The sequence below is a fragment of the Kitasatospora sp. NPDC088346 genome (genome assembly GCF_044740765.1).
Classification (GTDB): domain Bacteria; phylum Actinomycetota; class Actinomycetes; order Streptomycetales; family Streptomycetaceae; genus Kitasatospora.
Window position 1 is genome coordinate 109,139 of record NZ_JBIURH010000005.1, and the last position, 24,119, is coordinate 133,257.

The 24,119-nt window shown below is 74.4% G+C and carries 20 protein-coding genes; 9 read left to right on the forward strand and 11 right to left on the reverse strand.

Annotated features, from left to right (window positions below):
- Nucleotides 1–36 precede the first annotated feature (36 nt).
- The 3 genes from ACIOFR_RS09885 to ACIOFR_RS09895 form a co-directional block, all read right to left on the reverse strand.
- Nucleotides 37–1,425, reverse strand: coding sequence for a DUF1996 domain-containing protein (locus ACIOFR_RS09885; protein WP_400994280.1), 1,389 nt, complete (start codon nucleotides 1,423–1,425; stop codon nucleotides 37–39).
- A gap of 83 nt (nucleotides 1,426–1,508) precedes the next feature.
- On the reverse strand, nucleotides 1,509–2,129 hold the full coding sequence (locus ACIOFR_RS09890; protein ID WP_400994719.1) for a DUF4142 domain-containing protein: 621 nt from the start codon (nucleotides 2,127–2,129) through the stop codon (nucleotides 1,509–1,511).
- Nucleotides 2,130–2,460: 331 nt separating this feature from the next.
- Entirely contained in the window at nucleotides 2,461–3,279 is an 819-nt protein-coding gene (locus ACIOFR_RS09895; RefSeq protein ID WP_400994283.1) for a PucR family transcriptional regulator, read from the reverse strand.
- 497 nt (nucleotides 3,280–3,776) lie between these two features.
- On the opposite strand from ACIOFR_RS09895, the gene ACIOFR_RS09900 reads away from it, so the two are divergent.
- Nucleotides 3,777–4,709 (forward strand): LysR family transcriptional regulator, encoded by a 933-nt coding sequence (locus tag ACIOFR_RS09900; RefSeq protein WP_400994285.1) that lies wholly within the window; start codon nucleotides 3,777–3,779, stop codon nucleotides 4,707–4,709.
- Nucleotides 4,710–4,781: 72 nt separating this feature from the next.
- Here ACIOFR_RS09900 and ACIOFR_RS09905 read toward each other — a convergent pair whose 3' ends face one another.
- Complete coding sequence (locus ACIOFR_RS09905) at nucleotides 4,782–5,408, reverse strand: lysine transporter LysE (protein WP_400994287.1); 627 nt, start codon at nucleotides 5,406–5,408, stop codon at nucleotides 4,782–4,784.
- Nucleotides 5,409–5,619: 211 nt separating this feature from the next.
- Between ACIOFR_RS09905 and ACIOFR_RS09910 the strand changes: the two genes are divergently transcribed.
- Complete coding sequence (locus tag ACIOFR_RS09910; protein WP_400994290.1) at nucleotides 5,620–7,248, forward strand: sigma-70 family RNA polymerase sigma factor; 1,629 nt, start codon at nucleotides 5,620–5,622, stop codon at nucleotides 7,246–7,248.
- A gap of 87 nt (nucleotides 7,249–7,335) precedes the next feature.
- Here ACIOFR_RS09910 and ACIOFR_RS09915 read toward each other — a convergent pair whose 3' ends face one another.
- From ACIOFR_RS09915 to ACIOFR_RS09935, 5 genes are read right to left on the reverse strand one after another with little or no spacing between them, the layout of a single operon-like run.
- On the reverse strand, nucleotides 7,336–8,793 hold the full coding sequence (locus ACIOFR_RS09915) for a cytochrome P450 (RefSeq protein WP_400994292.1): 1,458 nt from the start codon (nucleotides 8,791–8,793) through the stop codon (nucleotides 7,336–7,338).
- Nucleotides 8,790–9,407: a GTP-binding protein gene (locus tag ACIOFR_RS09920; RefSeq protein ID WP_400994295.1), complete on the reverse strand. Its 618-nt coding sequence runs from the start codon at nucleotides 9,405–9,407 to the stop codon at nucleotides 8,790–8,792. The genes ACIOFR_RS09915 and ACIOFR_RS09920 overlap by 4 nt, the downstream gene beginning before the upstream one ends.
- Nucleotides 9,388–9,765: a DUF742 domain-containing protein gene (locus ACIOFR_RS09925; RefSeq protein ID WP_400994297.1), complete on the reverse strand. Its 378-nt coding sequence runs from the start codon at nucleotides 9,763–9,765 to the stop codon at nucleotides 9,388–9,390. The genes ACIOFR_RS09920 and ACIOFR_RS09925 overlap by 20 nt, the downstream gene beginning before the upstream one ends.
- Entirely contained in the window at nucleotides 9,762–10,148 is a 387-nt protein-coding gene (locus ACIOFR_RS09930) for a roadblock/LC7 domain-containing protein (protein WP_400994721.1), read from the reverse strand. The genes ACIOFR_RS09925 and ACIOFR_RS09930 overlap by 4 nt, the downstream gene beginning before the upstream one ends.
- A 17-nt stretch (nucleotides 10,149–10,165) precedes the next feature.
- A complete protein-coding gene (locus ACIOFR_RS09935; RefSeq protein WP_400994299.1) occupies nucleotides 10,166–11,677 on the reverse strand; it encodes a sensor histidine kinase in 1,512 nt (503 codons plus the stop codon).
- Between the two features lie 1,016 nt (nucleotides 11,678–12,693).
- Between ACIOFR_RS09935 and ACIOFR_RS09940 the strand changes: the two genes are divergently transcribed.
- The gene (locus ACIOFR_RS09940; RefSeq protein WP_400994301.1) at nucleotides 12,694–13,620 is read left to right on the forward strand and encodes an alpha/beta fold hydrolase; all 927 of its coding nucleotides are present in this window, start codon (nucleotides 12,694–12,696) and stop codon (nucleotides 13,618–13,620) included.
- A 6-nt stretch (nucleotides 13,621–13,626) separates the two neighbouring features.
- Here the strand turns inward: ACIOFR_RS09940 and ACIOFR_RS09945 are convergent, their stop codons facing one another.
- The gene (locus tag ACIOFR_RS09945) at nucleotides 13,627–14,274 is read right to left on the reverse strand and encodes a DUF6629 family protein (protein WP_400994304.1); all 648 of its coding nucleotides are present in this window, start codon (nucleotides 14,272–14,274) and stop codon (nucleotides 13,627–13,629) included.
- A gap of 254 nt (nucleotides 14,275–14,528) precedes the next feature.
- Between ACIOFR_RS09945 and ACIOFR_RS09950 the strand changes: the two genes are divergently transcribed.
- The 4 genes from ACIOFR_RS09950 to ACIOFR_RS09965 all read left to right on the forward strand — a co-directional run bounded on the left by ACIOFR_RS09950 (nucleotide 14,529) and on the right by ACIOFR_RS09965 (nucleotide 20,012).
- Nucleotides 14,529–16,049, forward strand: a complete 1,521-nt coding sequence (locus ACIOFR_RS09950) for a hypothetical protein (protein WP_400994307.1) — start codon at nucleotides 14,529–14,531, stop codon at nucleotides 16,047–16,049.
- On the forward strand, nucleotides 16,046–17,359 hold the full coding sequence (locus ACIOFR_RS09955; RefSeq protein WP_400994310.1) for an ABC transporter substrate-binding protein: 1,314 nt from the start codon (nucleotides 16,046–16,048) through the stop codon (nucleotides 17,357–17,359). The genes ACIOFR_RS09950 and ACIOFR_RS09955 overlap by 4 nt, the downstream gene beginning before the upstream one ends.
- A gap of 118 nt (nucleotides 17,360–17,477) precedes the next feature.
- On the forward strand, nucleotides 17,478–17,684 hold the full coding sequence (locus ACIOFR_RS09960) for a hypothetical protein (protein ID WP_400994313.1): 207 nt from the start codon (nucleotides 17,478–17,480) through the stop codon (nucleotides 17,682–17,684).
- A 174-nt stretch (nucleotides 17,685–17,858) separates the two neighbouring features.
- A complete protein-coding gene (locus ACIOFR_RS09965; protein WP_400994316.1) occupies nucleotides 17,859–20,012 on the forward strand; it encodes a SpoIIE family protein phosphatase in 2,154 nt (717 codons plus the stop codon).
- A gap of 80 nt (nucleotides 20,013–20,092) precedes the next feature.
- Here ACIOFR_RS09965 and ACIOFR_RS09970 read toward each other — a convergent pair whose 3' ends face one another.
- The gene (locus ACIOFR_RS09970; protein ID WP_400994318.1) at nucleotides 20,093–20,413 is read right to left on the reverse strand and encodes a hypothetical protein; all 321 of its coding nucleotides are present in this window, start codon (nucleotides 20,411–20,413) and stop codon (nucleotides 20,093–20,095) included.
- A gap of 163 nt (nucleotides 20,414–20,576) precedes the next feature.
- Here ACIOFR_RS09970 and ACIOFR_RS09975 point away from each other — a divergent pair, with 163 nt between their 5' ends.
- Together ACIOFR_RS09975 and ACIOFR_RS09980 are read left to right on the forward strand one after the other, a co-directional pair.
- Nucleotides 20,577–23,336 (forward strand): SpoIIE family protein phosphatase, encoded by a 2,760-nt coding sequence (locus ACIOFR_RS09975; protein WP_400994320.1) that lies wholly within the window; start codon nucleotides 20,577–20,579, stop codon nucleotides 23,334–23,336.
- 79 nt (nucleotides 23,337–23,415) lie between these two features.
- The gene (locus ACIOFR_RS09980; protein ID WP_400994323.1) at nucleotides 23,416–23,928 is read left to right on the forward strand and encodes a DUF664 domain-containing protein; all 513 of its coding nucleotides are present in this window, start codon (nucleotides 23,416–23,418) and stop codon (nucleotides 23,926–23,928) included.
- Nucleotides 23,929–24,119: the final 191 nt, after the last annotated feature.

Genomic DNA, 24,119 nt, shown 5'->3' on the forward strand with positions numbered 1-24,119 from the left:
GGTGGGCCGCCGGGGTCGTCCCGGCGGCCCGTGGGGTCATCCGCAGCGACGACCCTCGTTGATGCAACTGGCCATCTGTGCAAGCAGGTTGGGGTTCATGACGTTGATGAAGTCCCCGTGGTCGGTGATCGGGTTGTGGAGCTGCTCGGGGAAGCTGTCGACGGCGAACTTGACGCCGGCCGGCACGTCGTACGCCACGCGCTCGACCAGTTGCGGCATCGCCTTGAAGTTCTTCGGGCAGGCGCCGCTCGCGTTCGAGAAGGCGGTGTGGGTGCGGTGGTTGGCGCTGTCGATGTTCTTGCCGTCCCAGCAGTCCGGGAACTTCAGGGTCCGCACGACCCGGCTTCCGCCCGGGCAGACCGGGTACTTGTCGGCCAGCTGGCGGTCCTCGAACCCGGTGCAGCTCCATGAGGCGTGGGCGTTGGCCGGGCCGTTGGTGAGGGCCTTGGCGTCACCGGTGAGGACCCTCATGAAGCGGATCATCGGCACGACCTTGTTGCCTGCGGGGGACGTGTAGGTGAGGCCGACCTCGGCGGGCTGCAGGATCTTCCCCACGTTGCGGTCCTTGCCGCCACCCGCTGCCTTGAGGTCGCTCTCGTTGGTGCCGTCCAGGAGCCGCAGCACCGGCCAGTAGTACGCCGACTGGTCACCGTTGGTGCAGGTGGTGCCGGCCGCGCCGAGCTTGTTGTTGGAGGAGAACCCGTCGGTGATCTGGTTGCCGACGTAGTCGTGCATGTGGTGGGCACCGTTGCTCACCCCGGGGGCGACGATGACGTTGTCGGGGTTCAGGTGGCGGTTCTCGTTGCGCCCGCACCGCGAGGTGAAGCTGCCGGTGGCCGTCCCGGTCCTGGGGGGCTTGACGACGTTCGGGCGGACGGTCTTGATGTCGACGAATCCGCGTCCGAGCTTGGCCTTCGCGCCCGATGCCTTGCTCTTGTCGGCCGCAACGCCCTTGGCGTCGGGGGCGAAGTCCTTGGCCGAGGCGTCGACCACCAGGTCGCGCCGGACGGAGCAGTTGGCCAGGCCTCCCAGGTCCTTGGGCAGACCGGAGTCCGGTCCGGCGGTCGTGGCGAGCTTCTTCAGGGTGGCCGTGCGCTTCGCCGCCAGGTCGCCCATGACGCGCTTCTCGCCACTGCCGGAACCGGCCTCCGAGAGGCCACGGTAGGCGTCCGCCACCTGGGCGTCGAGGTCCGCGAGGCCCTTGTCGACCTCCGGCTGGGCGGCCTCGGGCACCGTGGCCAGGCTCGCACCGACGTCGCCGCAGGCGACCGTGCCGATCTGGGCGGCGCCCGCCTGCGACCGCCAGGGCACCTGCCCGGCGAAGGCTGCGGCGGCGAGAACGGACGCGCCACTGGTCGCCAGTACGCCGGCCACCAGCAGAGCCCCCATTCTCCGCTTGGACCTGTCGCGTTTGTGAATCCTCATGATTGCACCCTCGAAACGGGATCGGGCCTGTCGGACAGGCATTGGACAGCCTTGTTGCTGTTGGTCTCCAGCGCCGCGGATCGCTAGCGCTGGGAAGCCGCGGGAACCGGTACCGGACTCGCGGACGCCGTCGAACCGGACGGCAGGGCGGTGAGGTCGCCGAATTTCACCAGCTGGGTGGCCTCCAGGACCGTCATGTGGTCCAGGACCGTGGAATTGGCGACGGTCGCCAGATCGCGGACGGTGGAATTCTGCGTGCTCGCCCGTACCTGGGCGACGACGGCGAAGACCTGGCCGTGGGCGCTGCGCACGATGTTCGCGAACTGCCGGTCGAACTCCGGACCCTCGGCGTCGTTGAGCTGCTTGAGCCAGCCCTTCTGCTGGGCGTTGGGCTCGTTGGGCAGTTCCATGCCCAGGGTCTGGGCCGTCTCCAGGGCGGCCCGGTCCAGATCCGTGTGCCCGTCGACCAGGTGCTGGCCGGCCGTCTTGACCTCGGCGGTTCCGCCCTTGGCCAGTGCCATCCGCCCTGCCGGGATCTCCCACAGTCCGGCCAGCCGGACGCGCTTGACGAAGTCGCGGTCGAGCGGCGTCAGCGGTCCGGTCGGGGTCTGAACGGTACCCGGCACGTCAGAGGACTGCGGGTTGCGGTACGAACCCGCCGACTTCACGACGGGGACCACCAGGGCGGCCACCGTGGAGATCATGGCCACGATCACGAGAAGAGTGGCGAACGATGGCGGAAGGCGGCTCACCTTGGGAATACCATAGGCAGCGGTTCCGGGTCCGCGCTTCTTCCTCGAAGATGACATCGGTTTCCTCATCACGCCGGGATGTGCGATCGCACGGCCGTCGCCGGATTCCCGGTCCGACGCCTTCCGGCTGCCTCGGGGGGGGGGAATTCCGGGGAACGGCGGTCCGGCCGTCGCGAATTGCGCGGGATCGGTCGGTGTTCGGTGATCGCAGGTCCCGGTCGAAGGTCACGGGAATCTGGGCAGGCCGGGTCCGGGTACGGTCCTCGGCCGTTCGGTGGTGCGGTTACGAATGGGCGGGCGACTGACGCGGGGGCAGTTCCTCCGCCCTGCGGCGCAGCCGGGCGCACTCGGCGGCCATGCCGTGGATCTTCAGGGCGAGCAGGATCTCGAACCGCGCCTGCGTGGTGCGCAGGCTGCTGCCGAAGAGCTGCTCCAACCGCCGGAGTCGGTACCGGACGGTCTGCGGGTGGATGCGCAGCAGCAGCGCCGCCTTGGTCGCGCCGCCGCCCTCCAGCCAGGCGAGCAGGGTCTGCTCCATCCGTTCGCGCTGGCGCGGCGTCATGTCCCGCAGTCTGCCGAGCCACCGGGCCGACAGGTGGCCGGCCAGCAGCGGGTCCTGGAAGAGCACCACCTTGGCCAGGTGGTCGTCGACGAAGAGCAGTTCCCCGGCGGTGCCGGGCCACTGCGGCGCCAGGGCCAGCAGAGTGCGGGCCCAGCGCAGGGACGCTCCGGCGTCGGCGCGCGCCACCACCGGGCCGACCACCGCCGGCCGGCCTTCCAGCCAGCGCAGCAGCGTCCGGTGCAGCCCGGGCCCGGGGTCGGGGATCAGCAGGTAGGGCTCGGGTCCGTGGAGGTACGCGACGATCTTGGCGGCGGACAGTCCCGGCGGGGGCGGTCCCGGCGCCGTGGTGAGCGCCACGGCCTGGACCGTCCCGACCCCGTCCCGCAGGCCGGCATCGTCGGCCCGGTCGCCGCCGCCGATACGGTCGGTGCGGTCGGTACGGTCGGTGCGGTCGGAGCGGCGGGCTCCGCCGGCGGGTTCGGGCGGGCGGCGCAGGACGAGTTCGCCGCGTCCGCCGCCGGGCAGGGTCAGCGCGTCCATCGGACCTCCTTCCATGGTGTGCCGGGTTGGCGTGAGCGGAGACGGGTGCCGGATGTCCCGGCGGCGGCGCCGCCGGCGAGGGAGGGCCTCCACCGGGCGGGCGGACCGGACGGGGATTGTGCTGTCGGCCGACGGCCCGGACAGGGGTGCATCGGAATACCTCCCGGGTAACTGCCGGCTCAGGTCAGCCGGTTCACCATGGAAAGAGGGCCGATCCGAGGTTTCGTCCCGCGACTTTGCACATCCTTTACCTTCGGCCTGCTCCCCCACCCCGCTCCGGGGGCTCCGGAGGGGGCTCCGCCCGACGGTCCGTCAACACAGGTGGGCGGGGCAGGGGGCGGCTGCTCGGCCGCCCGCGGGCCGGCCCGGAAAACCCGTCAGGGAAACCGCCACTGGGCGGGAACCCGGGCGCACGGTACATTGCCGTACCGGCCGAGCCCCCGAGGCGCCGCGCCGGCCCCTGTGTCCCTTCCCGACCGGACGCTAGCGAGGCCACGATGCGACTCAACCTCAATCAACTGGCGATTTTCGCACAGGTCATCGAATGCGAGGGATTCTCCGCGGCGGGCCAGGTCCTGTTCCTGAGCCAGTCGTCAGTGTCCAAACAGGTCCAGAACCTGGAGACCTCCCTACAGACCCTGCTGATCGACCGCTCGGGCCCCAAGATCCGGCCCACCCTGGCCGGCGAGGTGCTGCTGGAGCGCACCAAGGAGGTGCTCGCGCTCGCCGACCGGGCCGTCGACGCCGTCCACGCGGCGGCGCTCTGGCGGCAGGAACCGTTGGTCATCGGCAGCACCAGCACCGTGAGCGGGCACCTGCTGCCCGCCGTCCTCCAGGAACTGCGCCGCCGGGAGCCCGACGCGCTCTTCAGCGTCGCCGTCAGCACCGCGGACGAGCTCGCCGAGGCCCTCAAGGAGGGCACCATCGGGGTCGGGCTGAGCGGCAGCGTGCTGCCGCCCGGCCGCTTCCAGTCGAAGCGGCTCGCCGGCGACGACATGCTGCTGATATGCGCCGCGGACCACCCGCTGGCAGGCAAGGAGATCACCCCCACCGACCTGTCGGACGAGACGTTCCTGCTGCGCGAGTGCGGATCCCAGACCCGTAACCAGCTCAAGAACCTCCTGCACCGGTGGGACCCGCCGGGCGCCCGGACCCTCGACCTGTGGGGCACCGAGGGCATCAAGGAGGCCGTCCGCATCGGCCTGGGGGTCGGGCTGGTACCGCGCCGGTCCGTCCGGCTGGAGCTCCAGCACGGCGCGCTGGCCGTCCTGGGGATCCGGCCCGAGCCCGAGCCCCGCACCGTGATGGCGAACTGGACGCTGGCCCGCCCGCTGACGGCCGGCGAGGACCTGCTGCTCAAGCTGTTGCGGGAGGTCGCCCGGGCGACCGCCGGCGCGTGGCCGGCCGAAGCCGGAACGGCGGCCAGGTGACCCGGTCCGGTGACCTGCCGCCGCGGGGTGCGGCGGCGGCCGCAGCCGGAGCGGCGGCCGGAGTGCGGCGGCTCAGCTCGACCAGGCGAGGCGGACCGCCAGGACGGCCACCACGCCGTAGCCCAACGCGTAGCTGAGCTGCCGGGCCCGGGCACCGAGGCGGGCCACGCCGAAGGTGCCCACCGCGGCCACCACCTGCTGCCACAGCAGGGAGGCCAGGAACACCCCGGCCACGAACACCGCACCGGCCGTGCCGCCGCCCAGGCTGCTGCCGCGGGCCGCGGTGAGCGCGGTGAAGTACAGCGCGGTCGCCGGATTGACCGCGGTGAGCAGCCCGAACCGGAGGAAGGAGCGGGCCGCCGAGCCGCCCGGCGGCGGGCCGTCGCTGCCCGCCGCGGGCCCGGCGGTGCGCAGCGACAGCAGCCCACGGAGGGCGATCACGCCGAGCAGGGCGGCCGAGACCAGCCGTACCCAGCCGCCGGTGCCCGCCAGCAGCCGGGCCACCTGCGGCCCGACCAGCACCGCCACCGCGGCGTACAGCATGTCGACCGCGGCGACCGCCGTGGCGGCGCTCGCCGCGGGGCGCCAACCGCGGCCGCCCTCGCGCAGCAGCAGGACGCCGATCGCGCCGACCGGCATCGCCACACCGAGGCCCGCCACCGCACCCTCGGCGGCCGTCGTCATCAGGGAAGCAACCATCGCGCCAGGGTCGCGTACGGCCGGGGGTCGGTGCACCCGGTTTTCACGCCCGCCGGCCCCCGTCCGGACGGCGTGGGTTAGGGTCCCTCACCAGGCCGGGAGCACCGGCCCGGGGACGTCCGAAAACTTTTCGCTCGGATTTCCGTTATCGGCGGGCGGCCGCCGGATCTCCCAGTACGTGAGGGAAACACCGGGAAGGCTGGCAAGAAGCGTGAACCGAGCAGTGGACACCGACCGCTTCGCGGACACCGGGTCTCCGGCCCTGGTCGTCCGCGCCCGCGGCGGCGACCGGCAGGCCACCGCCGAGCTGATCGCCGCGCACCTCCCGCTGGTCTACAACATCGTCGGCCGGGCCCTGTCCGGCCACGCCGACACCGACGACGTGGTGCAGGAGACCATGCTGCGGGCCGTGGACGGCCTGCCCGGACTGCGCGACCCGGCGGGCTTCCGCTCCTGGCTGGTGGCGATAGCCATGAACCAGGTCCGGCGCCGGTACCGGGACAGCGCGCCGGCCGGGCCGGACGGCGGCCTGCACGACGCGTACGACATGCCCGACCCGTCCGCGGACTTCGTCGGGCTGACGATCGTCCGGCTCGGCCTGTCCGAGCAGCGGCGGGAGGTCGCGGAGGCCACCCGCTGGCTGGACGACGACGAGCGCCAGATCCTCTCGCTGTGGTGGCTGGAGGCCGCCGGCGAGCTCACCCGGGCCGAGCTGGCCGCCGCGGCGGAGCTGTCCCCGCAGCACGCGGCGGTGCGGGTGCAGCGCGTCAAGGAGCAGTTGGAGACCGCCCGGGCGGTGGTGCGGGCGCTGGCGTTCGCGCCGCGCTGCTGGCAACTGGCCGAGCTGACGGCGCGCTGGAACGGCGTGCCGAGTCCGCTGTGGCGCAAGCGGATCTCCCGGCACACCCGTGAGTGCGGGTACTGCTGGCAGGCGCGCGAGGGTCTGGTGCCGGCCGAGGGGCTGCTGGCCGGGATCGCGATGGTCCCGCTGCCGAGCGGCTACGGCGAGCACCTCGGCCTCGCGAAGCTGGCGGCTTTCGGGCCCTCGGGCTCCGGTTCCGGAGGCGGTTCGGGGTACGGCTCGGGGCACGGTTCGGGGGGCGCGCACCGGGCCGGCGGCCGCCGGCGGCCCAAGGCGCGGGGCCGCGGGCCGCTGAAGGTCCTCGGCGCGGCCGTGCTGACGGCGACCGTGGCCGGCGTCACCGCCGGTGTGCTGCCCGACTACGGGCCGCGCGCCGACCTCGCCGAGGACACCCCGGCGGCGACCCGGGTGGACCTGGCCTCGGCACCGGACGTCCAGCGGTCGGCCGAGACGCCGTCCTCCCCCGCGCCCGCGACCACCAGCGCCGCCCCCAGCCCGAGCGCGGCGCCGAGCACGCCCGCGCCCTCGCCCACGCCGACCGCGCGCCCGTCCTCCCCGAAGCCGGCCACCACGCAGGCGGTGCCGCCCTCGGGGGACACCGTCCAGCAGGTCCTGGACCTGGTGAACGCCGAGCGGGCGAAGGCCGGTTGCGGGCCGGTCAAGGCCAACGCCCAGCTCCAGACGGCGGCGCAGCGGCACTCCGACGACATGGCGGCCCGCGGCTTCTTCGACCACAACAACCCGGACGGGGCGGGCCCGCAGGAGCGGATCGACGCCTCCGGCTACAAGTGGAGCACCTGGGGCGAGAACATCGCCCGCGGCCAGCAGGACGCGGCGGCCGTGATGGATGCCTGGATGCACAGCGACGGGCACCGCGCCAACATCCTCAACTGCACGTTCACCGAGCTCGGGATCGGTGTGCACACCGGCAAGGGCGGCCCGTGGTGGACGCAGGACTTCGGCACGCCGCCGCACTGAGCGCACGATGACCAGCGGGCTCCGCCCGGACGGCTGTTGCCGTTCCGGGCGGAGCCCGTTCTGGTGGGCCCGCGCAGCCGGCGCCGGTCAGCGCCGGCGGAGCCGGGCGACCAGGGCGCTCCACCAGCCGCGGCGCGGTGCCGGGCGCTCCGGCGTCGCCGTGGCGGGGGCCGCGGCGGGCTCCCGGACGGGGGCCCGGCCGGCGGGGCGGGCCGGCGCCGCGGGCGGCGGGGTGGACGGCACCTGGGCCGGGATCGCGGCGGTGGCCTGGGCCGGAACGGGCCGGCGCGGGGTGAACTCGACCGGCAGGGACACCAGGTGGCGGGACATCCAGGCGGAGGTCCAGGACAGCTCGTCCTTCTCGACCGCCAGCCGGAGGTCGGGCAGCCGTGCCATCAGGGTGTCGATGCCGGCCTCCGCGATGGCCCGCCCGATGTCCTGGCCCGGGCACTCGTGCGGGCCGCCGCTGAACGCGAGGTGCGAACGGTTGCCGTAGAGCGGCTCGTTGAGGTCGGGGCGCACCTGCGGGTCGACGTTGCCGGCCGCCAGGCCGAGCAGCAGCATGTCGCCCGTTCTGATCTGCCGGCCGGCCAGCTCGGTGTCGCCGGTGGCCCACCGGCCCGGCATGACCGAGAACGGCGGCGAATCCCACAGGACCTGGTCCAGGGCGTCGGGGAGCGTCATGTGCCCGCCCGACAGGTTCGCCCGGAAGCGGCGGTCGGTGAGGACCATCAGCAGGGTGTCGGCGATCAGGTTGACGGTGGTCTCGTTCGCCGCGACCAGGATCACCCGCAGGTGCTCCAGCACCTCGTCCTCGGTCAGCCCCGCGTCGTGCTGGAGCAGCCAGGACGGGAGGTCGGCGCCGGGCGCGTCCCGCTTGCGGTCGATCAGCTGCCGCAGGGTCTCCACCACGTAGTCGTTGCTGGCGATCGCCGTCTCGGTGCCCTTCATGAGGTCCCGGGCCGCGTCGACCAGGCGAGGGCCGTACTCCTCGGGCATGCCCAGCAGTTGGGTCATCACCAGCATCGGCAGGTGCTCGGCGAACCGGCTGACCAGGTCGGCCGTCCCCTCGGCGGAGAACTGGTCGGCCAGCTGGCCGGCGAACCGGGTGACGTGGCGGCGCACGCCCCGGCGGTCGAAGCGGTCCAGGCTCTCGGTGACCGCGGCGCGCAGCCGCTTGTGCTCGGCGCCGTCCGCGAAGACGCACAGCGGCTGCCAGGCGAGCACCGGCATCAGCGGGGAGTCCGGAGCGACCTGGTCGTGCTGGAACGCCGTCCAGCGGCGGGAGTCCCGGGAGAACCGCGAGGGGGTACGGGCCACGTCGAGGTTCTCCCGGTGGCCGAGGACCAGCCAGGCGGGCAGGTCGCCGTGCACCAGGACGGGCGCCACCGGGCCGTGTTCGGCCCGCAGCTTCTCGTACAGGCCGGCCGGGTCGGCCTCGGCCTCGGGGCCGTACAACCGGCGGACGCCCTGGGGGCCGAGGCCGTGCGCCGGGCACCCGGGGGGCGGGGTGAGGGCGCCTTGGGGAGGTACTGGGGTGGTCACGGTCTCTCCGGTGTGGTGAGCGAGTAGAGGTAGCGCATCAGGGACATCAGGACGTCGCGGCCGGATTCGCGTCTGCGGGCGTCACAACCGACTATCGGCACCTCGTCGGGCAGGTCCAGCGCGGCACGGAGCTCCTCGACGGGGTAGGAGGGGGACTCCGGGAAGGTGTTGACGGCCACCACGAAGGGCACGCCGCGTTCCTCCAGCCGGCCGATGACGTCGAAGCTGACCTCCAGCCGTCTGGTGTCGACCAGCACGATCGCGCCGAGCGCGCCTTCGAACAGCCCGTTCCACAGGAACCAGAAGCGCTGCTGCCCCGGTGTGCCGAACAGGTAGAGCACCAGCTCGTCGTTGACGCTGATCCGGCCGAAGTCCATCGCGACCGTGGTCGCGGTCTTGCGTTCGACCCCCGCGTTGTCGTCGACGCCGACGCCGGCCTGCGTCATCGTCTCCTCGGTGGTCAGGGGGCGGATCTCGCTCACGGCGCCGACCAGGGTCGTCTTGCCGACCCCGAACCCGCCGACGATCACCACCTTGACCGCGGTGGCCGCCGAGGCCGGCAGCGTGTCCTCGCTGCGCGGCCCGACCACCGTGTCAGAGCCTTTGGAGTCCATGCATCACAGCCTCAATCAGAGCGCGGTCGGGGAGGAGGGCCTTCGGGACGGGTGCGCGGGCCTCGACCCGCCGGTCGGCCAGCAGGTCCGCGAGCAGCACGGTGGTGGCGCTCATCGGCAGGGTCAGGTAGGCGGAGATCTCCGCGACCGAGAGCGGTGAGTGGCACATCCGCAGGATCGAGGCGTGCTCGGGCTGCATGGACGGGTCCGGCTCGGCGCGGGCCACGATCAGGGTGACCAGGTCGAGCACCGTCCGCTCGGCGGCCTCGGCGCCGAGGGCCGAGGCGCTCCGGCCGCCGGTGATCACGTACAGGCGTTCGGGATTCGCGTCGTCCCAGTCGGGGTCGGATCCACTCATGCGCCCTGCTCGCCGTTGCGGGGCGGGGTACTGAGATGCCCGCCGATCCGGGCCACCAGGTCGCGCATCCGCTGGCCCATCAGGCCCGCGTCCACGCCCTCGTCGGCCAGCACCGCGAGGTAGGCCCGGGCGCCGGCGGCCATCAGGTAGAAGAAGCCACCGCCCATCTCGATCACCACCATCCGCATCCGGCCGTCCCCGTGCGGGAACTCGGTGGCGACCGCGCCGGCCAGGCTCTGCAGACCCGCACAGGCGGCGGCGAGCCGGTCGGCGGTGTCGGTGTCCGTCCCGTACTGGGCCATCCGCAGGCCGTCGGAGGACAGCACCACCACGTGGCGCGTCTGCGGGACGCTTTCCGCCAGATCCTTGAGCATCCAGTCCATGTTGGCCCGCTGCTGAATCACTGCTCACCCTTACCTGACGACTCGTCACTTTCCCGGCTTGTCCGTGCGGCGTCCGGCACCTGGCCGTTGACACCGCTGTGGAAGGCGGCCAACCACATCCCGGGCTGTTCCGGCTTGGCGGCCGGCATGCCGGCCGTCGGCGCCGCGGCGTTGGCCGGTATCCCCCCGGCCGGGCCTGCGCCGTTGCTGCGGCGGCGGCGCTGCGGCAACCCGTTCGGCGTCCGCCCGCTCACCTCGAAGAGGTCCTCGTCGCCCATCGGGTCGGCCACCGGGGCGACCAGCGCCCGGGGCTGCGGCGGCACCGCGGCGACGGCCGGGCGCGGGCCCGAGGAGGCACCGATGCCGTGTGCCCGCCCGGTCGCCGGCGCGGTGGTGATCTGGTCCTGCGGCACGATCAGCACCGCGCGCACCCCGCCGTACGCGGAGGGCCGCAGCGAGACCTGGAAGCCGTACGCCTGCGCCAGGCGGCCGACCACGGCCAGGCCGAGCCGCGGCGTCTCCCCGAGGTCGTTCAGGTCGATCCCGGCCTGCGCCTCCTGGAGCATCCGCTCGGCACGGGCACGGCCCTCCTCGCTCAGGCTCAGACCGCCGTCCTCGATCTCGACGGCGATGCCGGTCTGCACCTCGACCGCGGTCAGGTGGACCCGGGTCTGCGGCGGGGAGTAGCGGGTGGCGTTGTCGAGCAGCTCGGCGAGCGCGTGGATCAGCGGCTCGACGGCCGGGCCGACCACCGCCACCTCGGACACCGGGTGCAGCTCGACCCGCTGGTAGTCCAGGATCCGCGAGACGGCACCGCGCAGCACGCTGTACAGCGGCACCGGCCGGCTCCACTGGCGGCCGGGACGGGCACCGCCGAGCACGGCGATGGAGTCGGCGAGACGGCCGATCAGGGCGTTGCCGTGGTCGAGTTGCAGCAGGTCGTCGAAGACGGCCGGGAAGTTGCCGTGCCGGTCCTCCATCTCCCGCAGGTCCTGGGCCTGGCGGTGGACGATGGCCTGGACCCGGCGGGCGATGTTCACGAACGCGCGCTGGGCGGACTCGCGCAGCCCCTCCTCGGCGTCGACGGCCTCCAGCACGGAGCGGAGCACCGCCTGCCGGGCGGCCTGGAACTCCGGCGTGACGGCGCCCTCGTGGGTCTCGGTGCCTCTGAGCACGTCCTCGACGGGCTCGCCCCGCTGGAGCCTGGCGACGGCCTGGGGCAGCACCACTGCGGCCAACCGGGCGGTCTGCTGCTCCTGTTGGGACAGCAGGTGCCGCAACTCGGCCTCCTGGCGCCGGGCGGACTCACGCAGGGTGGCCAGCGCGCGGCCGCGGCGGGCGGCCTCGGCGGCGACCAGCGCCACCACGACGGTGGCCGCGACGCCGCACAGCGCCACCGCCGTCCGCGTCGCGGGGTCGGTCAGTGACACGGCGGTGGCCGCGGCCGCAGCCACTACCGCCGTGGGAAGCAGCCAGCCGAGGACAGGAGCGGGGCGCCGGCCTCCGGTTGACGATCCAGCACGAAGCATCAGCGTCCTCAACGATCGAAGGAGTCATGGAACGACGAGCGAGCAGGGGGAATCCAGCGGGGCGTCGGCGGGCGGGCCAGGCACTCCGGACCCCGGCCGCGGACGGTTCCGGACTGTCGGATCACTCCGACGGAGCGTCAGAAGGATTTCCACGCCCGGTCCTCGGCTCCGACCGACCCGCCCCGCGCACCCACTCGTGGGGTCGCGGGCCCACGCAGAGCTCTCCTGTCATGAACCCGCCACCAACGGTCCTCATTATGGCCCACCGAAGGTCCGTCATGCCCCGCTTCGCGAGGATCGACGGATTCGGTCATCCCCCGCATGGTCACGGACCGGCCGTCCCCGGACGCCACCCGCCGACCCCGCGCAGGCGGCAGCACACGAGGCGGCGGTCCGGCCCCGGATCCCCCCGGGGGGGCGCACACGGACCGTTGCGCGCCCCACAGTTGGGGCGGACGACAGGCGCCGGTACGGTCGGACCGCACCGGGAGTCACCGCAACGGCGGCCGGCCGGACCGGGGCCGCCGAGCGGGCGAGTCACCCGACGGGCGGCGACCGGTCCGGACAGTCGGCCGGCCCGCCGACGCACAACACCACCATCGGCCACCTCCCGGTCACGGATACGACAGTGGCGACCACCCTAGGTGTTCACGGCTCACGCCCGGACGGAAACGGCGATTGCGGCCCACCTCGACACCGATGTGTGCTCGGCCGGGTGCCGGGCCCGCGCGTACGGTCGAGTTCCGGCGCGCCGGCCGGACACGTGTGCGCCGCGAAGACTCTCGTCATCTGCCGTTCTCCACTCTGCCCGCAAGGCGTCCGCGCACGATCGTCCGTGTACCGAGGCGATCCCTACCTCGGCGACCGCGGGCGCACACGCCGGGCGCGCCCCGGAGGGAAGTGCGACCCCTGCCCGCGCGCCGGGGGCGCACAACGACCGCCCCGGCGGCACGGACGCGCCGGGCGGGCCCGTGCGAGCGGAGGCGCGCGGGCGGGGCGGGTACGTTGACGGTCCGGTGGCCGAGCGAGGAGTGGTGACGGTGGCGGAGGAACGGGCACACGGCGTCGGACCGTCAGGGGTCGAGCTGGCGTACGAGCGGCTCGGCGACCCCGGGGACCCGCCGGTGCTGCTGATCATGGGGATCGCGCTGCAGATGATCGCCTGGCCGGACGGATTCTGCGCCGAACTGGTCTCCCGCGGGCTGCAGGTGATCCGGTTCGACAACCGCGACGTCGGCCTGTCCTCGCACTTCCCCGACGTGCCCGTGCCCGACCTCCCGGCGGCGCTGACCGGTGACTTCTCCTCCGCCTCCTACACCCTGTCCGACATGGCGGGCGACACCGCCGGACTGCTCGACGCGCTCGGGCTGGAGAGCGCCCACCTGGTGGGGCTCTCCCTCGGCGGCGCGATCGCACAGACGGTGGCGGTCGAACACCCCGGCCGGGCCCGGTCGCTGACCTCGATGATGTCGACGACCGGAGACCCCTCGGTGGGCCGCCCGCGCCCCGGCGCCATGGCCGCACTGGCGGGTCCGCCGTCCGAGGGGCGCGCGGAGGTGGTGGACCGGATGGTCCGCGCCGTCCGGCTCCTCGGGTCCCCCGGCTTCGAGAGCGACGAGGAGGCGGTGGCCGACCGGGCCGGGCGCGCCTACGACCGCTCCCACGATCCACTCGGGGTGGCCCGTCAGGCGGTGGCCTCGCTCGCCTCGGGCGACCGCACCCCGCGGCTGCGGTCGCTGGACGTGGCCACCCTGGTGATCCACGGGGCCGACGACCCGATGTGCGACGTCAGCGGAGGCCGCGCCACCGCGGCGGCCGTCCCCGGCGCCGGGCTGGTCGTGGTCGAGGGCATGGGCCACGACCTCCCGCGCGCGCTCTGGCCACGGATCGCCGCACTAATCGCGGACCTGGTCGCGCACGCCGAGGCCGCCAGACCGGCCTAGGGCTGGTCAGACAGGCCTGGGACGCCCCCGCGCCCCCGTCGTCCGCACCCACCGCAGCAGCAGGACCGCACAGACGGCCGCCAGCGCGCACCAGGTCGACACGAAGGTCAGCCGCCACACGGCCGCACAGACCACGGCCCCGGCGCCCACCAGTACACCCAGCAGCCGCAGCACCCGGTCACCGGAGGCCAGCAGGGCGCCGACCGTGGCCAGCAGGTAGCCGGCCACCAGGACGGCCGCGCCCGGCACCCCGATGCGGTACCCCAGTGCGTGGCCGTGCACCTGCGCGGTGACCGGGCCCCGCGCCACCGGCACCGCCAGCGCGACGGCGACCGCGACACCCAGCCCCAGCAGGGCGGCCTGCCACGCCGTACGGGGTCGGGCCGCGCACCACACGCCGAACGGCACCAGGACCGGCAGCAGCGGCAGGGCGATCACCGCCCAGGCGAGCCGTGCGGACCCGGCGGTCGCCGGGTCGATCCGGCCCGCGGCACGCAGCCAGACGGCCGCCTCGACCAGCTGGTGCACCCCGAGGACCAACGGCATTGCGGCCAGAGGCAGTTGCTGCACCCGACGGACCCGCGCCAGGCAGACGACGCCGAGCGCGGCGACCACACCGCCCGTGACGGCGTCCGCCTCCGCGCTCCAGCACATCCCGCCGCCTCTCCGCGCCACTCGCCACGGCGCCACCGCGCCTGCACCCGAGCCTGCCGCCGCCGACCCGGCCCGCCCCGCCCTGACCGACCCGAGCCGACCCGACGGTACCGAGCGGCAGCCCAGCCGGCCGACCGGCCGCGCGGAGAAGGTGAAATGACGGACCGTCATATTTGCCGATATCGCAGCCGGCCGACCGTCCATTAGCTACGGTGAATGTCTCATCCGTACGGCGAGCGGGGGCGGAACCGAGGATGGCGGTCACCACCAGAACGGGCACGACCCGCACGGCCACCACCGGCAGGGGCGCGACCCGCACCACCACCGGCACCACCACCGGCACCACCTCCGGCGCCGGTACCGGCCCGCGCACCGGCCCGCGCAGCGTGCTGCGCGCACTGATCCGCCGACCGGCCCGGCGCCCGTCCGACACCCCGGCCCGGCTGCGCCGCACGGCCGTCGCGCTGGCCCTGTGCACGGCCGCGACCTGGGGTGCCCTGAGCCTCACGCTGTCCGGGGCCGACGGCGTGGTGACGGAGGCCGGCAGCCGGACCGTCCCCTCGATCGTCGACAGCGGGCAGGCCGCGTACTACCTGGCCGACGCGGACCGGGTGGCGGCCGCGAGCTTCGCCTCGGGTTCCGTCCGGCTCACCGGCCCCGGGCAGCGGTACCAGGACGACCTCAAGTCGGCGCACCAGGCTCTCGCCCGGGTCGCCGAGCACGACCCGACCGGCGCGGCGGGCAGTGCGCAGCTGCAGGCCGTCGCGGGGCTGCTGGTGGAGTACACCGGCCTGGTCGAGCAGGCGCACGCGGCCGAGGGCGACGGCGGCCTGGGCGGCGCGTACCTGGGATACGCCTCCGGGTTGATGCACAAGCCCGACGACGGGATCCTGGCCCGGATCGGGCAGCTCCAGGCAGCCGAGCTGGACCGGCTGGCGGCGCATCGGCGGAGCGTGTGGACGGCTCCCGCACTGCTGTTCGGGGTGCTCGCTCCGGCCGTGCTGGGGCTGGTGGTGCTGGTGCGCACCCAGCGTTTCCTGCGACGGCACTTCCACCGCCGGCTGAACCCCTGCCTGCTGGCCGCGTCGGTGCTGCTGACCGCGCTGGCCGGCTGGTCGGCGGTCGGGACCACCGGCGTCGACGCCGCCTCGGCGACCGCCGGGGACCGGGTGGTGCCGCGGCTGGTCGACGCCTGGAAGGTGCGGACGGTCACGGCGGCGGCGGCCGGCAGCGACACCGCCGCGGTGGTCCGCGGGGAGCGGGCCGGGAAGCTGGCAGCCGGGTTCTACCGGTACTCCGGCATGCTCACCGAGCGCGAGGTCACCGCGAAGCTGGTCGACGAGGCGCGCCTTCGGCCGCCGGAGTTCGGGGGGCCGCTCGCCGACCTGCTACGGCCGGAGCTGGCCGTCGACGGGAAGCCGGGCACCGCCGGTGCCACGAGGAGGGGGGCCGCGTTGCGTACGCTCCAGGACTACCGGGCGTTCGTCGCCGCGCACGACACACTGCAGCTGGGGGTGGCGGTCGACCGGCCAGGCCTCGCACCGAGCGCGGCGGGACCGGCGCGCACGGAGCTCGGCGGGGCGGTGACGGCGCTCGACGCCGACCTCGCGGAGATCACCGACCTGGGGCGCCGGCAGCTCGCCGACGCCGTCGCGGACTCCCGTTCGGACCGCGGGCTGGGCCTCGGCGTTCCGCTGCTGTGCGTGGCGGTGCTGCTGCTGTGCGGGTTCGGCCTGTGGCCCCGGATCGACGAGTACCGGGCGGTGGCCCGGTGAGCGCCCGTCGCCGGCCGGCCTGGGCCGGCGGCGCCCTGGCGCTGGTGATGGTCGCGGCGTCCGCCCTGACGTCCTGTTCGCTCGGCGCCTCCCGCGAGGTCGTGCACGTGCTGGGCCCGTGGACGGGGGCGGAGGCGGACGACTTCCGGGCGGTGGTCGCGCCGTTCGAGCGGGCGAACGGGATCACCGTGGACTACCAGGGCTCCCAGGAGTCGGACTCGGTGCTGGCGGACCGGGTCGGCGACGGGACCCCGCCGGACCTGGCGGTGTTCAGCGGCCCCGGGAAGCTGGCGAAGTACGCCCGGGCCGGGCGGCTGGTCGGCCTCGACACCCTGGCGCAACCGGCGGGTGCGCCCGCCGGGGAGGCCCGCGAGGACGGCTACGACGCCGGCTGGTCGAAGCTGGGCGCGGTCGACGGCACCGACTACGCGGTGGTGGTCAAGGCCTCGCTGAAGAGCCTGGTCTGGTACTCCCCCAGGTCGCTCGCGGACAAGGACTGGAAGCCGCCCCAGCGCTGGGACGGGATGGTGGCCCTGAACCGGGAGGTGGCCGCCGCCGGCACCGCGCCGTGGTGCGTCGGCCTGGAGGCCGGTTCGGCGTCCGGCTGGCCCGGGACGGACTGGCTGGAGGACATCGTGCTGACCCAGTCCGGCCTGGAGGTGTACGACCACTGGACGGCGGGCGAGATCGCCTGGAGCTCGCCCAGGATCCGGCTGGCCTGGCAGACCTGGAGCGAGCTGACGGCCTCCGGCGGTGCGCTGCGCGGCGGCCGGGGCGGCGCACTGAACACCGGTTTCGGCGACAACGGCGGCTCGCTGCTGGCGCACAACCCACAGTGCCACTTCGAACACGGCGGGTCGTTCGTGTCCGGTTTCTACCGGCAGTACCGGCCGGAGCCGAAGGCCGGCGAGGACTTCGACTTCGTCCGTTTCCCCGCGGTGGACCCGGCCTACGACGGGGACGTGGAGGTGGGAGGGGACCTGCTGGCGATGTTCCACGACTCCCCGGGCGCGCGGAAGCTGATCGGCTACCTGACGTCGGCCGACGCCCAGGCGATCTGGGTCTCCCGGGGCGGGGCGCTGAGCCCGAACCGCGAGGTGCCGATGGCGGCCTACCCGGACGACCTGTCGCGCCGGCTGGCCAGGACGCTGCTCGACGCCAGGGCGGTGCGCTTCGACGCGTCCGACCAGATGCCGGAGCAGTTGCAGAGCGCCTTCTACCGGGCCGTCCTCGCCTTCGTGGACGACCCGTCCCGGCTGGACGCCCTGCTGGCCGACCTGGACCGGGTCCAGGCCACCGTGCACGGCTGAGCGGCGGCGGCCGCGGCCCGGACGACCCACCGATCCGCCATGTACACGTTCGGCTACATTGGGTAGTGTCAGCCCCTGCCAGGAGGGGCCCACCGTCGACCCGAGGGCGGAACAATCCGTGGACGAACCGCAGGCGCACCACCGGCGGATCTCCACCGATACCACCTTCGTCACCGACCCCGAGCAGGACCCGGACGCGGCGAGCGCCTTCGGCTGTCCCCGGGCCTGCTGCCGGGCCGACGCCCCGGCCGATCCCCCGGCCGACCGACCCGGCCACCGGCCCGACCCCGAGCCCGGCTACTGGGGCTGGCGCCGCCCGCGGTAGCCGGCTCCCGGCACGCCGCCGGCCCCCGCCCGACAGCCATGCGCCGCCCCGGCCCGCTGGATAGACTGGCCGGGCTTTTCCCAGCGGTCCGGCCGGCCGCGCGGCGCGGCCGGCGGCCACCCTCACCGACCCCACCGGTCCGGGGTCCGCGCCACCATCCCCCCGGGAGCCGCCATGGCGGAACGTACCGCAGCATCCCGGGGCCGCTACGTCCCGCGGACCCCTCCCCGGACGGCCGCCCCGACCGAACCGGTCGAGGGCATGCCGACCGCCGCCAACGACCGGCTCGCGCTGAACGGCATGGGCAGCTTCGACTGGGACCTCGAAACCGGCCGGTACCACCTGGACGAGGTCGGCCTGCGGCTGTTCGACCTCGGCCCGGACGAGTTCGACGGCCGCCCCTCCTCGCTCGCCGCCCGCGTGCCCCCAGAGGACAGCGCCCGGCTGGACGACGCGGTCGCCCGCGCGATGCGCGAGGGCCGGCTCACCTTCGCCGCGTACTTCCGACTGCTGCGGCGGGACGGCACGCCGGGCTGGGCGCACACCCAGGGGCGGATCCTGCGCGACGACCAGGGGCGCCCGTACCGGGTGGTCGGCATCGTCCGGGACGCCGAGGAGGAGCTGGCGCACGCCGCCGCCATGCGCACCCTCGCGGCGGACCGCCGCCGCCAGACCGACTCCGTCCGCAACACCACCGAGGCGCTCGCCCGGGCCCTGACCGTCCGGGACGTCACCAACGTGCTCACCGACAGCGAGGGCCTGCGCCGGTTCGGCGCGGACGGCCTGGCGCTCGGCCTGGTCGACGGCGACGTCCTGCGGCTGGTCGCCGTCACCCAGCAGCCCACCGCCGAGCTGCGGGCGACGGACGACCTGTCGGTGACCCGGCTGGGCGACCGCCTGGGCCTCGCCGAGGCCGCGCGCAGCCGCCGGCCCCAGTTCATCGGCGACGAGGAGGAGCTGATCGCCCGCTACCCGAGGCTGCTGCCGTACGTGGAGCAGATGGGGATCCGGGCCGCCGCCTTCCTGCCGCTGGCCGCCCAGGCCCGGTCCATCGGCGCGCTCGGGCTCTACTACGGGGACCGCCGCCGGTTCAGCACCGAGGACCGCAACATCTGCATCGCGCTGGGCAGTGCCGTCGCCCAGTCGCTGCAGCGCGCCATGCTCTTCGACCAGGAGCGGGAGTTCGCCACCACCCTGCAGAACACCATGCTGCCGCGCCGGCTGCCCACCATCGACGGCGGCACCGTCGCCGCCCGCTACCGGGCCGGCCGGACCGGGCGGGAGGTCGGCGGCGACTGGTACGACGTGGTGCCGCTGCCGCGCCGCCGGGTCGCCGTGGTGGTCGGCGACGTCGAGGGCCACGACAGCCACGCCGCCGCCATCATGGGCCAGCTGCGGATCGCGCTGCGGGCGTACGCCGCCGAGGGGCACACCCCGGCGACCGTGGTCGCCCGGGTCTCGCGCTTCCTCGCGGACCTGGACACCGAGCGCTCCGCCACCTGCATCTACGTCGAGGCGGACCTGGAGACCGGCTCGCTGCGGCTGGTCCGGGCCGGCCACCTCGAACCGCTGATCCGGCACAGCAGCGGCCGGGCCAGCTGGCCCGCGGTGCGCGGCGGCCTGCCGCTCGGTGTGGCCACCGAGCTCGGCCGCGACCAGTACCCGGAGACCCGGCTCGACCTCAACCCCTCCGACACCCTGCTGATGTGCACCGACGGGCTGGTCGAACACCGCGGGCAGGACATCTCCGAGGGGCTCGAAGCGCTCGCCGCGGCCGTCCACTCCGGGCCGCCCGACCTGGAGAAACTGGCCGACCACCTGTGCACCGAACTGCTCGCCAGGACGGCCCAGGACGACGACATGGCGCTGCTCCTGCTGCGCCGGGCCGCCGTGCCCGGGGCGCACGCCGAACGGCAGATGGTCCAGCACGTCCACCAGGCGGACCCGGAGGGCCTGGTGGAGACCCGGACGATGCTGCGCCGGTCGCTCGCCGCCTGGGGCGCGGCCGGCCTGATCCCGGACATCGAGCTCGCCGCGGACGAGCTGCTGACCAACGCGCTGGTCCACACCGACGGGGGCGCCAAGCTCACCGTCGAGTTGCTGACCCGGCCGGTGCGCCGGATCCGGCTGGAGATCCAGGACCACTCCAGCGAGCTGCCGCACCGCCGGGCACCGGGCGAGACCGCCACCTCGGGCCGCGGCCTGCTGCTGGTGGACGCGCTGTCGGCGTCCTGGGGCGTGGAGCCGCGCGGCACCGGCAAGAGCGTCTGGTGCGAGTTCTCGCTGCCCCGGGACGGCCTCCGGGCGCCCACCGTCGGGACCGGGTGACGCACGGTCGACCCCGCCGTACGGGAGTGCGCCCCGGCGGGCCGCCGGAGTGCGCGGCGGACCGCCGGGGCGCGCCCGGCTCAGTGCTCCTGGTGCAGGAAGGACCTGACCATCCGGCAGGTGGCGGCGGACGGCCGGTGGATCTCCAACCGGACGGCCAGCGAACGGATCCGCCGATTGGTCGCCTGCTGCGGGCCGTAGATCCCGGAGTCGAGCAGCACGACCGCCAGGCGCATGGCCTTCAGCCGGCGGTTGTGCTCGATGTACCAGGCGCGCGGCAGCCCGGCCGGGAGCGGGCGGACGGGCGGCGGACCCGCGTGGCGGGTGCGGCGGACGGGACGTGAGACGGACTTCGGCGTGCGGTTCCTCGGGGCCTGCTGCGTGAGCGCGGCGACGGACATCGGCGACCTCCCAGTGCGTTGGTGGAGCACTCGCTGACAGGTCTCATTCTAGGTTCCGGCACTGACAATCCGTCGTCGGACGGAAGCCCTGCGGCACGGCACGGTCGGGTCCGCGGCCCCGACCTCTTGGCCTCGGGGGACCAGGAGGGGTAGACATGGGCTTATGGCCCGAATTGCGGGTCGGTCCCGGGCTCCGTCGGCCCCCGAATCCACCGGTCGGCGCCCGCAGGACCGGCGTGAGCGCCCCGAACCGGAGCGCCGACACGGCCGGCACGGGCAGCCGCGGCCGAAGCGGCGCCCCTGGTCCTCGCTCGGCACGCGCAGCGTCGCCGGGCAGGTGTTCGTCCTGCAGGTCGTCATCGTCCTGCTGCTGGTGCTCGCCGTCGGCGTGGAGACCGTGCTCCAGGCGCGCCACGACACCGCCACGGAGGCCCGCAACCGTTCGCTCGCGGTCGCGGAGACGTACGCCAACTCCCCCGGCATCGTCGCCGCGCTGCGCTCCCCCGACCCGACGGCGATCCTCCAGCCGAGCGCCGAGGCGGCCCGGATGAAGGCCGGGGTGGACTTCATCGTCGTCCTGGACACCAACAGCATCCGCTACACCCACCCGATGCCCGACCGGATCGGCAAGAAGTTCGTCGGCACCACCGCGCCCGCGCTCGCCGGGCAGTCGATCACCGAGGAGGTCGACGGCACCATCGGGCACCTGGTGCAGGCCGTCGTACCGGTCACCGACCGGGACGGCACGGTGGTCGGCATGGTCTCGGCCGGCATCAGGACCAGCCGGGTCGCCGACACCGCCCAGCGGCAGCTGCCGGTCCTGCTGGGCAGCGCCGCGGCCGCCCTGGTGCTGGCCACCGGGGGCGCCGCCCTGGTCAGCCGAAGACTCCGGCGCCAGACCCGCGGCCTCGGCCCGACCGCGATGACCAGGATGTACGAGCACCACGACGCCGTCCTGCACTCGGTCCGCGAGGGCGTCCTGATCATGGACGGGGACGGTCGGCTGCTGCTGGCCAACGACGAGGCCGGACGCCTGCTCGGGCTGCCGGCGGACGCCGAGGGACGGCACATCGGCGAGCTGGGACTGGACCGCCGGGTGGTCGAGCTGCTCTCCTCCGGGCGGCCGGTCACCGACGAGCTGCTGGCCTCCGGCGACCTCCTGCTGGCCGTCAACACCCGCCCCACCGACGCCCACGGCGGGCCGCCCGGACTGGTGGCCACGCTGCGCGACTCGACCGAGCTGCAGGCCCTGTCCGGCAAGGCCGACCTGGCCCGGCGCCGGCTCAAGCTGCTCTACGACGCGGGCATGGCGATCGGCACCACGCTGGACGTCGTCCGCACCGCGCAGGAACTCGCCGAGGCCGCCGTCCCGGGCTTCGCCGACTACGTCACGGTCGACCTCGCCGAGCCCGTCCTGCGCGGCGAGGAGCCCGGCCACGCGGCCGCCAAGCTGCGCCGGGCCGGGCTGAGCGGCATCCACACCTCCCAGCCGTTCTACCCGGTGGGCTCGGACGTCCCGATGATCCCGGGCACCCCGCGCGCCCGCAGCATGGAGCGCGGCCTGCCGGTGGCCGAGTCGGACCTGACGGAGGCCCTGTCGGCCTGGATGGACCACGACGCGGACCGGGTCGGGCAGGTCCGCGGGCAGGGCGTCCACGCGTCGCTGGCGGTCCCGTTGCGGGCCCGCGGCGTGGTGCTGGGCGTCGCCACCTTCTGGCGGTCGGAGCGCCCCGCGCCGTTCGACGAGGACGACGTCTGGCTCGGCGAGGAGCTGGTGGCCCGGGCCGCCGTCTGCATCGACAACGCCCGCCGCTTCACCCGCGAGCACGCCATGGCCGTCACCCTGCAGCACAGCCTGCTGCCCGGCGGCCTGCCCGAGCAGGACGCCATCGACGTGGCCCACCGCTACCTGCCCGCGCAGGCCGGGGTCGGCGGCGACTGGTTCGACGTGATCCCGTTGCCCGGCGCGCGGGTCGCGCTGGTGGTCGGCGACGTGGTCGGCCACGGCGTGCACGCGGCCGCCACCATGGGCCGGCTGCGGACGGCGGTGCACAACTTCTCGTCGCTGGACCTGCCGCCCGACGAGCTGCTCGGGCTGATGGACGACCTGGTCAACCGGATCGACCAGGAACAGGCCAGCGGCGGCGAGGCACCGATCACCGGGGCCACCTGCCTGTACGCGATCTACGACCCGGTGTCGCTGCGCTGCACCGTCGCCCGGGCCGGCCACCTGCTGCCCGCCGTGGTCCGCCCGGACGGCACGGTGTACTTCCCCGAGGTCCCGGCCGGACCGCCGCTCGGCCTGGTCGGGCTGCCGTTCGAGACCGCCGAACTGGACCTGGCCGAGGGCAGCAAGCTGGTGCTCTACACCGACGGGCTGGTCGAGGACCGCGACCGGGACATCGACGTCGGCCTGGAGCTGCTGCGCGACGCGCTCGCCGGCACCGACCGCACGCCCGAGCAGACCTGCGCGGACGTGCTGGCCACCCTGCTGCCCGAGCACCCCACCGACGACATCGCCCTGCTGGTCGCCCGGACGCACGCCCTGCCGGCCGGCCGGGTGGCCGAGTGGGAGGTGCCCGCGGACCCGGCCGCGGTCCGCGAGATCCGGGCCGGGGTGACCCGCCGGCTCGACGAGTGGGGCCTGGAGGAGCTCTCGTTCACCACCGAGCTGATCCTGAGCGAGCTGATCACCAACGCGATCCGCTACGGCGTGACCCCGATCCGGGTCCGGCTGATCCACGACCGCACCCTGATCTGCGAGGTCTCCGACGGCAGCAGCACCTCGCCGCACCTGAAGTACGCGGCCAGCACCGACGAGGGCGGGCGGGGCCTGTTCCTGGTCGCGCAGTTCGCCGAGCGCTGGGGCACCCGGTACACCGCGGAGGGCAAGGTCATCTGGGCCGAGCAGCACCTGCCGTGAGGCCGCCCGGCCCTGCCGTACGCCGGGCGGGCGCGCACACTGGAAGGGTCCTGTCGCCGCAGCAGCCGAGGAGCCCGGCATGAGGAGCGCGGACGTCCTGGTCGACGCCTTCGACCGGATCCGGGAGGCCGTGCACGGGGCCGTCGCGGGCCTGACCGCCGAGGAGCTGGCGGTGCGGATCGATCCGGACGCCAACTCGGTCGCCTGGCTCGTCTGGCACCTCACCCGGATCCAGGACGACCACCTCGCCGACGCGGCCGGCACCGAGCAGGTCTGGACCGCCGCGGGCTGGGCCGACCGCTTCGCCCTGCCGTTCCCGGCCGGGTCCACCGGGTACGGGCACTCCCGCGAGCAGGTCGCGGCCGTCCGGGTCGACTCGCCGAAGCTGCTCACCGGCTACCACGACGCGGTGCACGCCAACACCGTCGGCTACCTGGCCGGCCTGGGCGGCACGGCGCTGAACCGGGTGGTGGACGAGGACTGGGACCCGCCGGTGACCCTGGGCGTCCGACTGGTCAGCGTGATCGCGGACGACCTCCAGCACGCCGGCCAGGCCGCGTTCGTGCACGGGGTGGTGCGGCGCCGGCGTTAGGCGACGGGGCCGCGGGTTCGGGGATTCCGGGGGTGCCGGGGGGACATCGCGGTACGGGTCAAAGCTCGGCAAAAGCTGCGGCCCACAACTGTCATGACCCTATCAATGATGGCGGATTGCTGCCACGCTTCCTGATGCTCCGTCCGGGCCGAAAGGCGACGGACCATCAGCCTCCGGCGGGGACGGGCGTA

Excerpts from the sequence above, each read along its gene's own strand:
- ACIOFR_RS09920 (WP_400994295.1), bottom strand. The coding sequence starts at position 9,407 with ATGGACTCCAAAGGCTCTGACACGGTGGTCGGGCCGCGCAGCGAGGAC.
- ACIOFR_RS09975 (WP_400994320.1), top strand. The coding sequence starts at position 20,577 with ATGGCCCGAATTGCGGGTCGGTCCCGGGCTCCGTCGGCCCCCGAATCC.
- ACIOFR_RS09935 (WP_400994299.1), bottom strand. The coding sequence starts at position 11,677 with ATGCTTCGTGCTGGATCGTCAACCGGAGGCCGGCGCCCCGCTCCTGTC.
- ACIOFR_RS09950 (WP_400994307.1), top strand. The coding sequence starts at position 14,529 with ATGGCGGTCACCACCAGAACGGGCACGACCCGCACGGCCACCACCGGC.
- ACIOFR_RS09885 (WP_400994280.1), bottom strand. The coding sequence starts at position 1,425 with ATGAGGATTCACAAACGCGACAGGTCCAAGCGGAGAATGGGGGCTCTG.
- ACIOFR_RS09970 (WP_400994318.1), bottom strand. The coding sequence starts at position 20,413 with ATGTCCGTCGCCGCGCTCACGCAGCAGGCCCCGAGGAACCGCACGCCG.
- ACIOFR_RS09890 (WP_400994719.1), bottom strand. The coding sequence starts at position 2,129 with ATGATCTCCACGGTGGCCGCCCTGGTGGTCCCCGTCGTGAAGTCGGCG.
- ACIOFR_RS09930 (WP_400994721.1), bottom strand. The coding sequence starts at position 10,148 with ATGGACTGGATGCTCAAGGATCTGGCGGAAAGCGTCCCGCAGACGCGC.
- ACIOFR_RS09980 (WP_400994323.1), top strand. The coding sequence starts at position 23,416 with ATGAGGAGCGCGGACGTCCTGGTCGACGCCTTCGACCGGATCCGGGAG.
- ACIOFR_RS09945 (WP_400994304.1), bottom strand. The coding sequence starts at position 14,274 with ATGTGCTGGAGCGCGGAGGCGGACGCCGTCACGGGCGGTGTGGTCGCC.
- ACIOFR_RS09900 (WP_400994285.1), top strand. The coding sequence starts at position 3,777 with ATGCGACTCAACCTCAATCAACTGGCGATTTTCGCACAGGTCATCGAA.
- ACIOFR_RS09965 (WP_400994316.1), top strand. The coding sequence starts at position 17,859 with ATGGCGGAACGTACCGCAGCATCCCGGGGCCGCTACGTCCCGCGGACC.
- ACIOFR_RS09905 (WP_400994287.1), bottom strand. The coding sequence starts at position 5,408 with ATGGTTGCTTCCCTGATGACGACGGCCGCCGAGGGTGCGGTGGCGGGC.
- ACIOFR_RS09925 (WP_400994297.1), bottom strand. The coding sequence starts at position 9,765 with ATGAGTGGATCCGACCCCGACTGGGACGACGCGAATCCCGAACGCCTG.
- ACIOFR_RS09895 (WP_400994283.1), bottom strand. The coding sequence starts at position 3,279 with ATGGACGCGCTGACCCTGCCCGGCGGCGGACGCGGCGAACTCGTCCTG.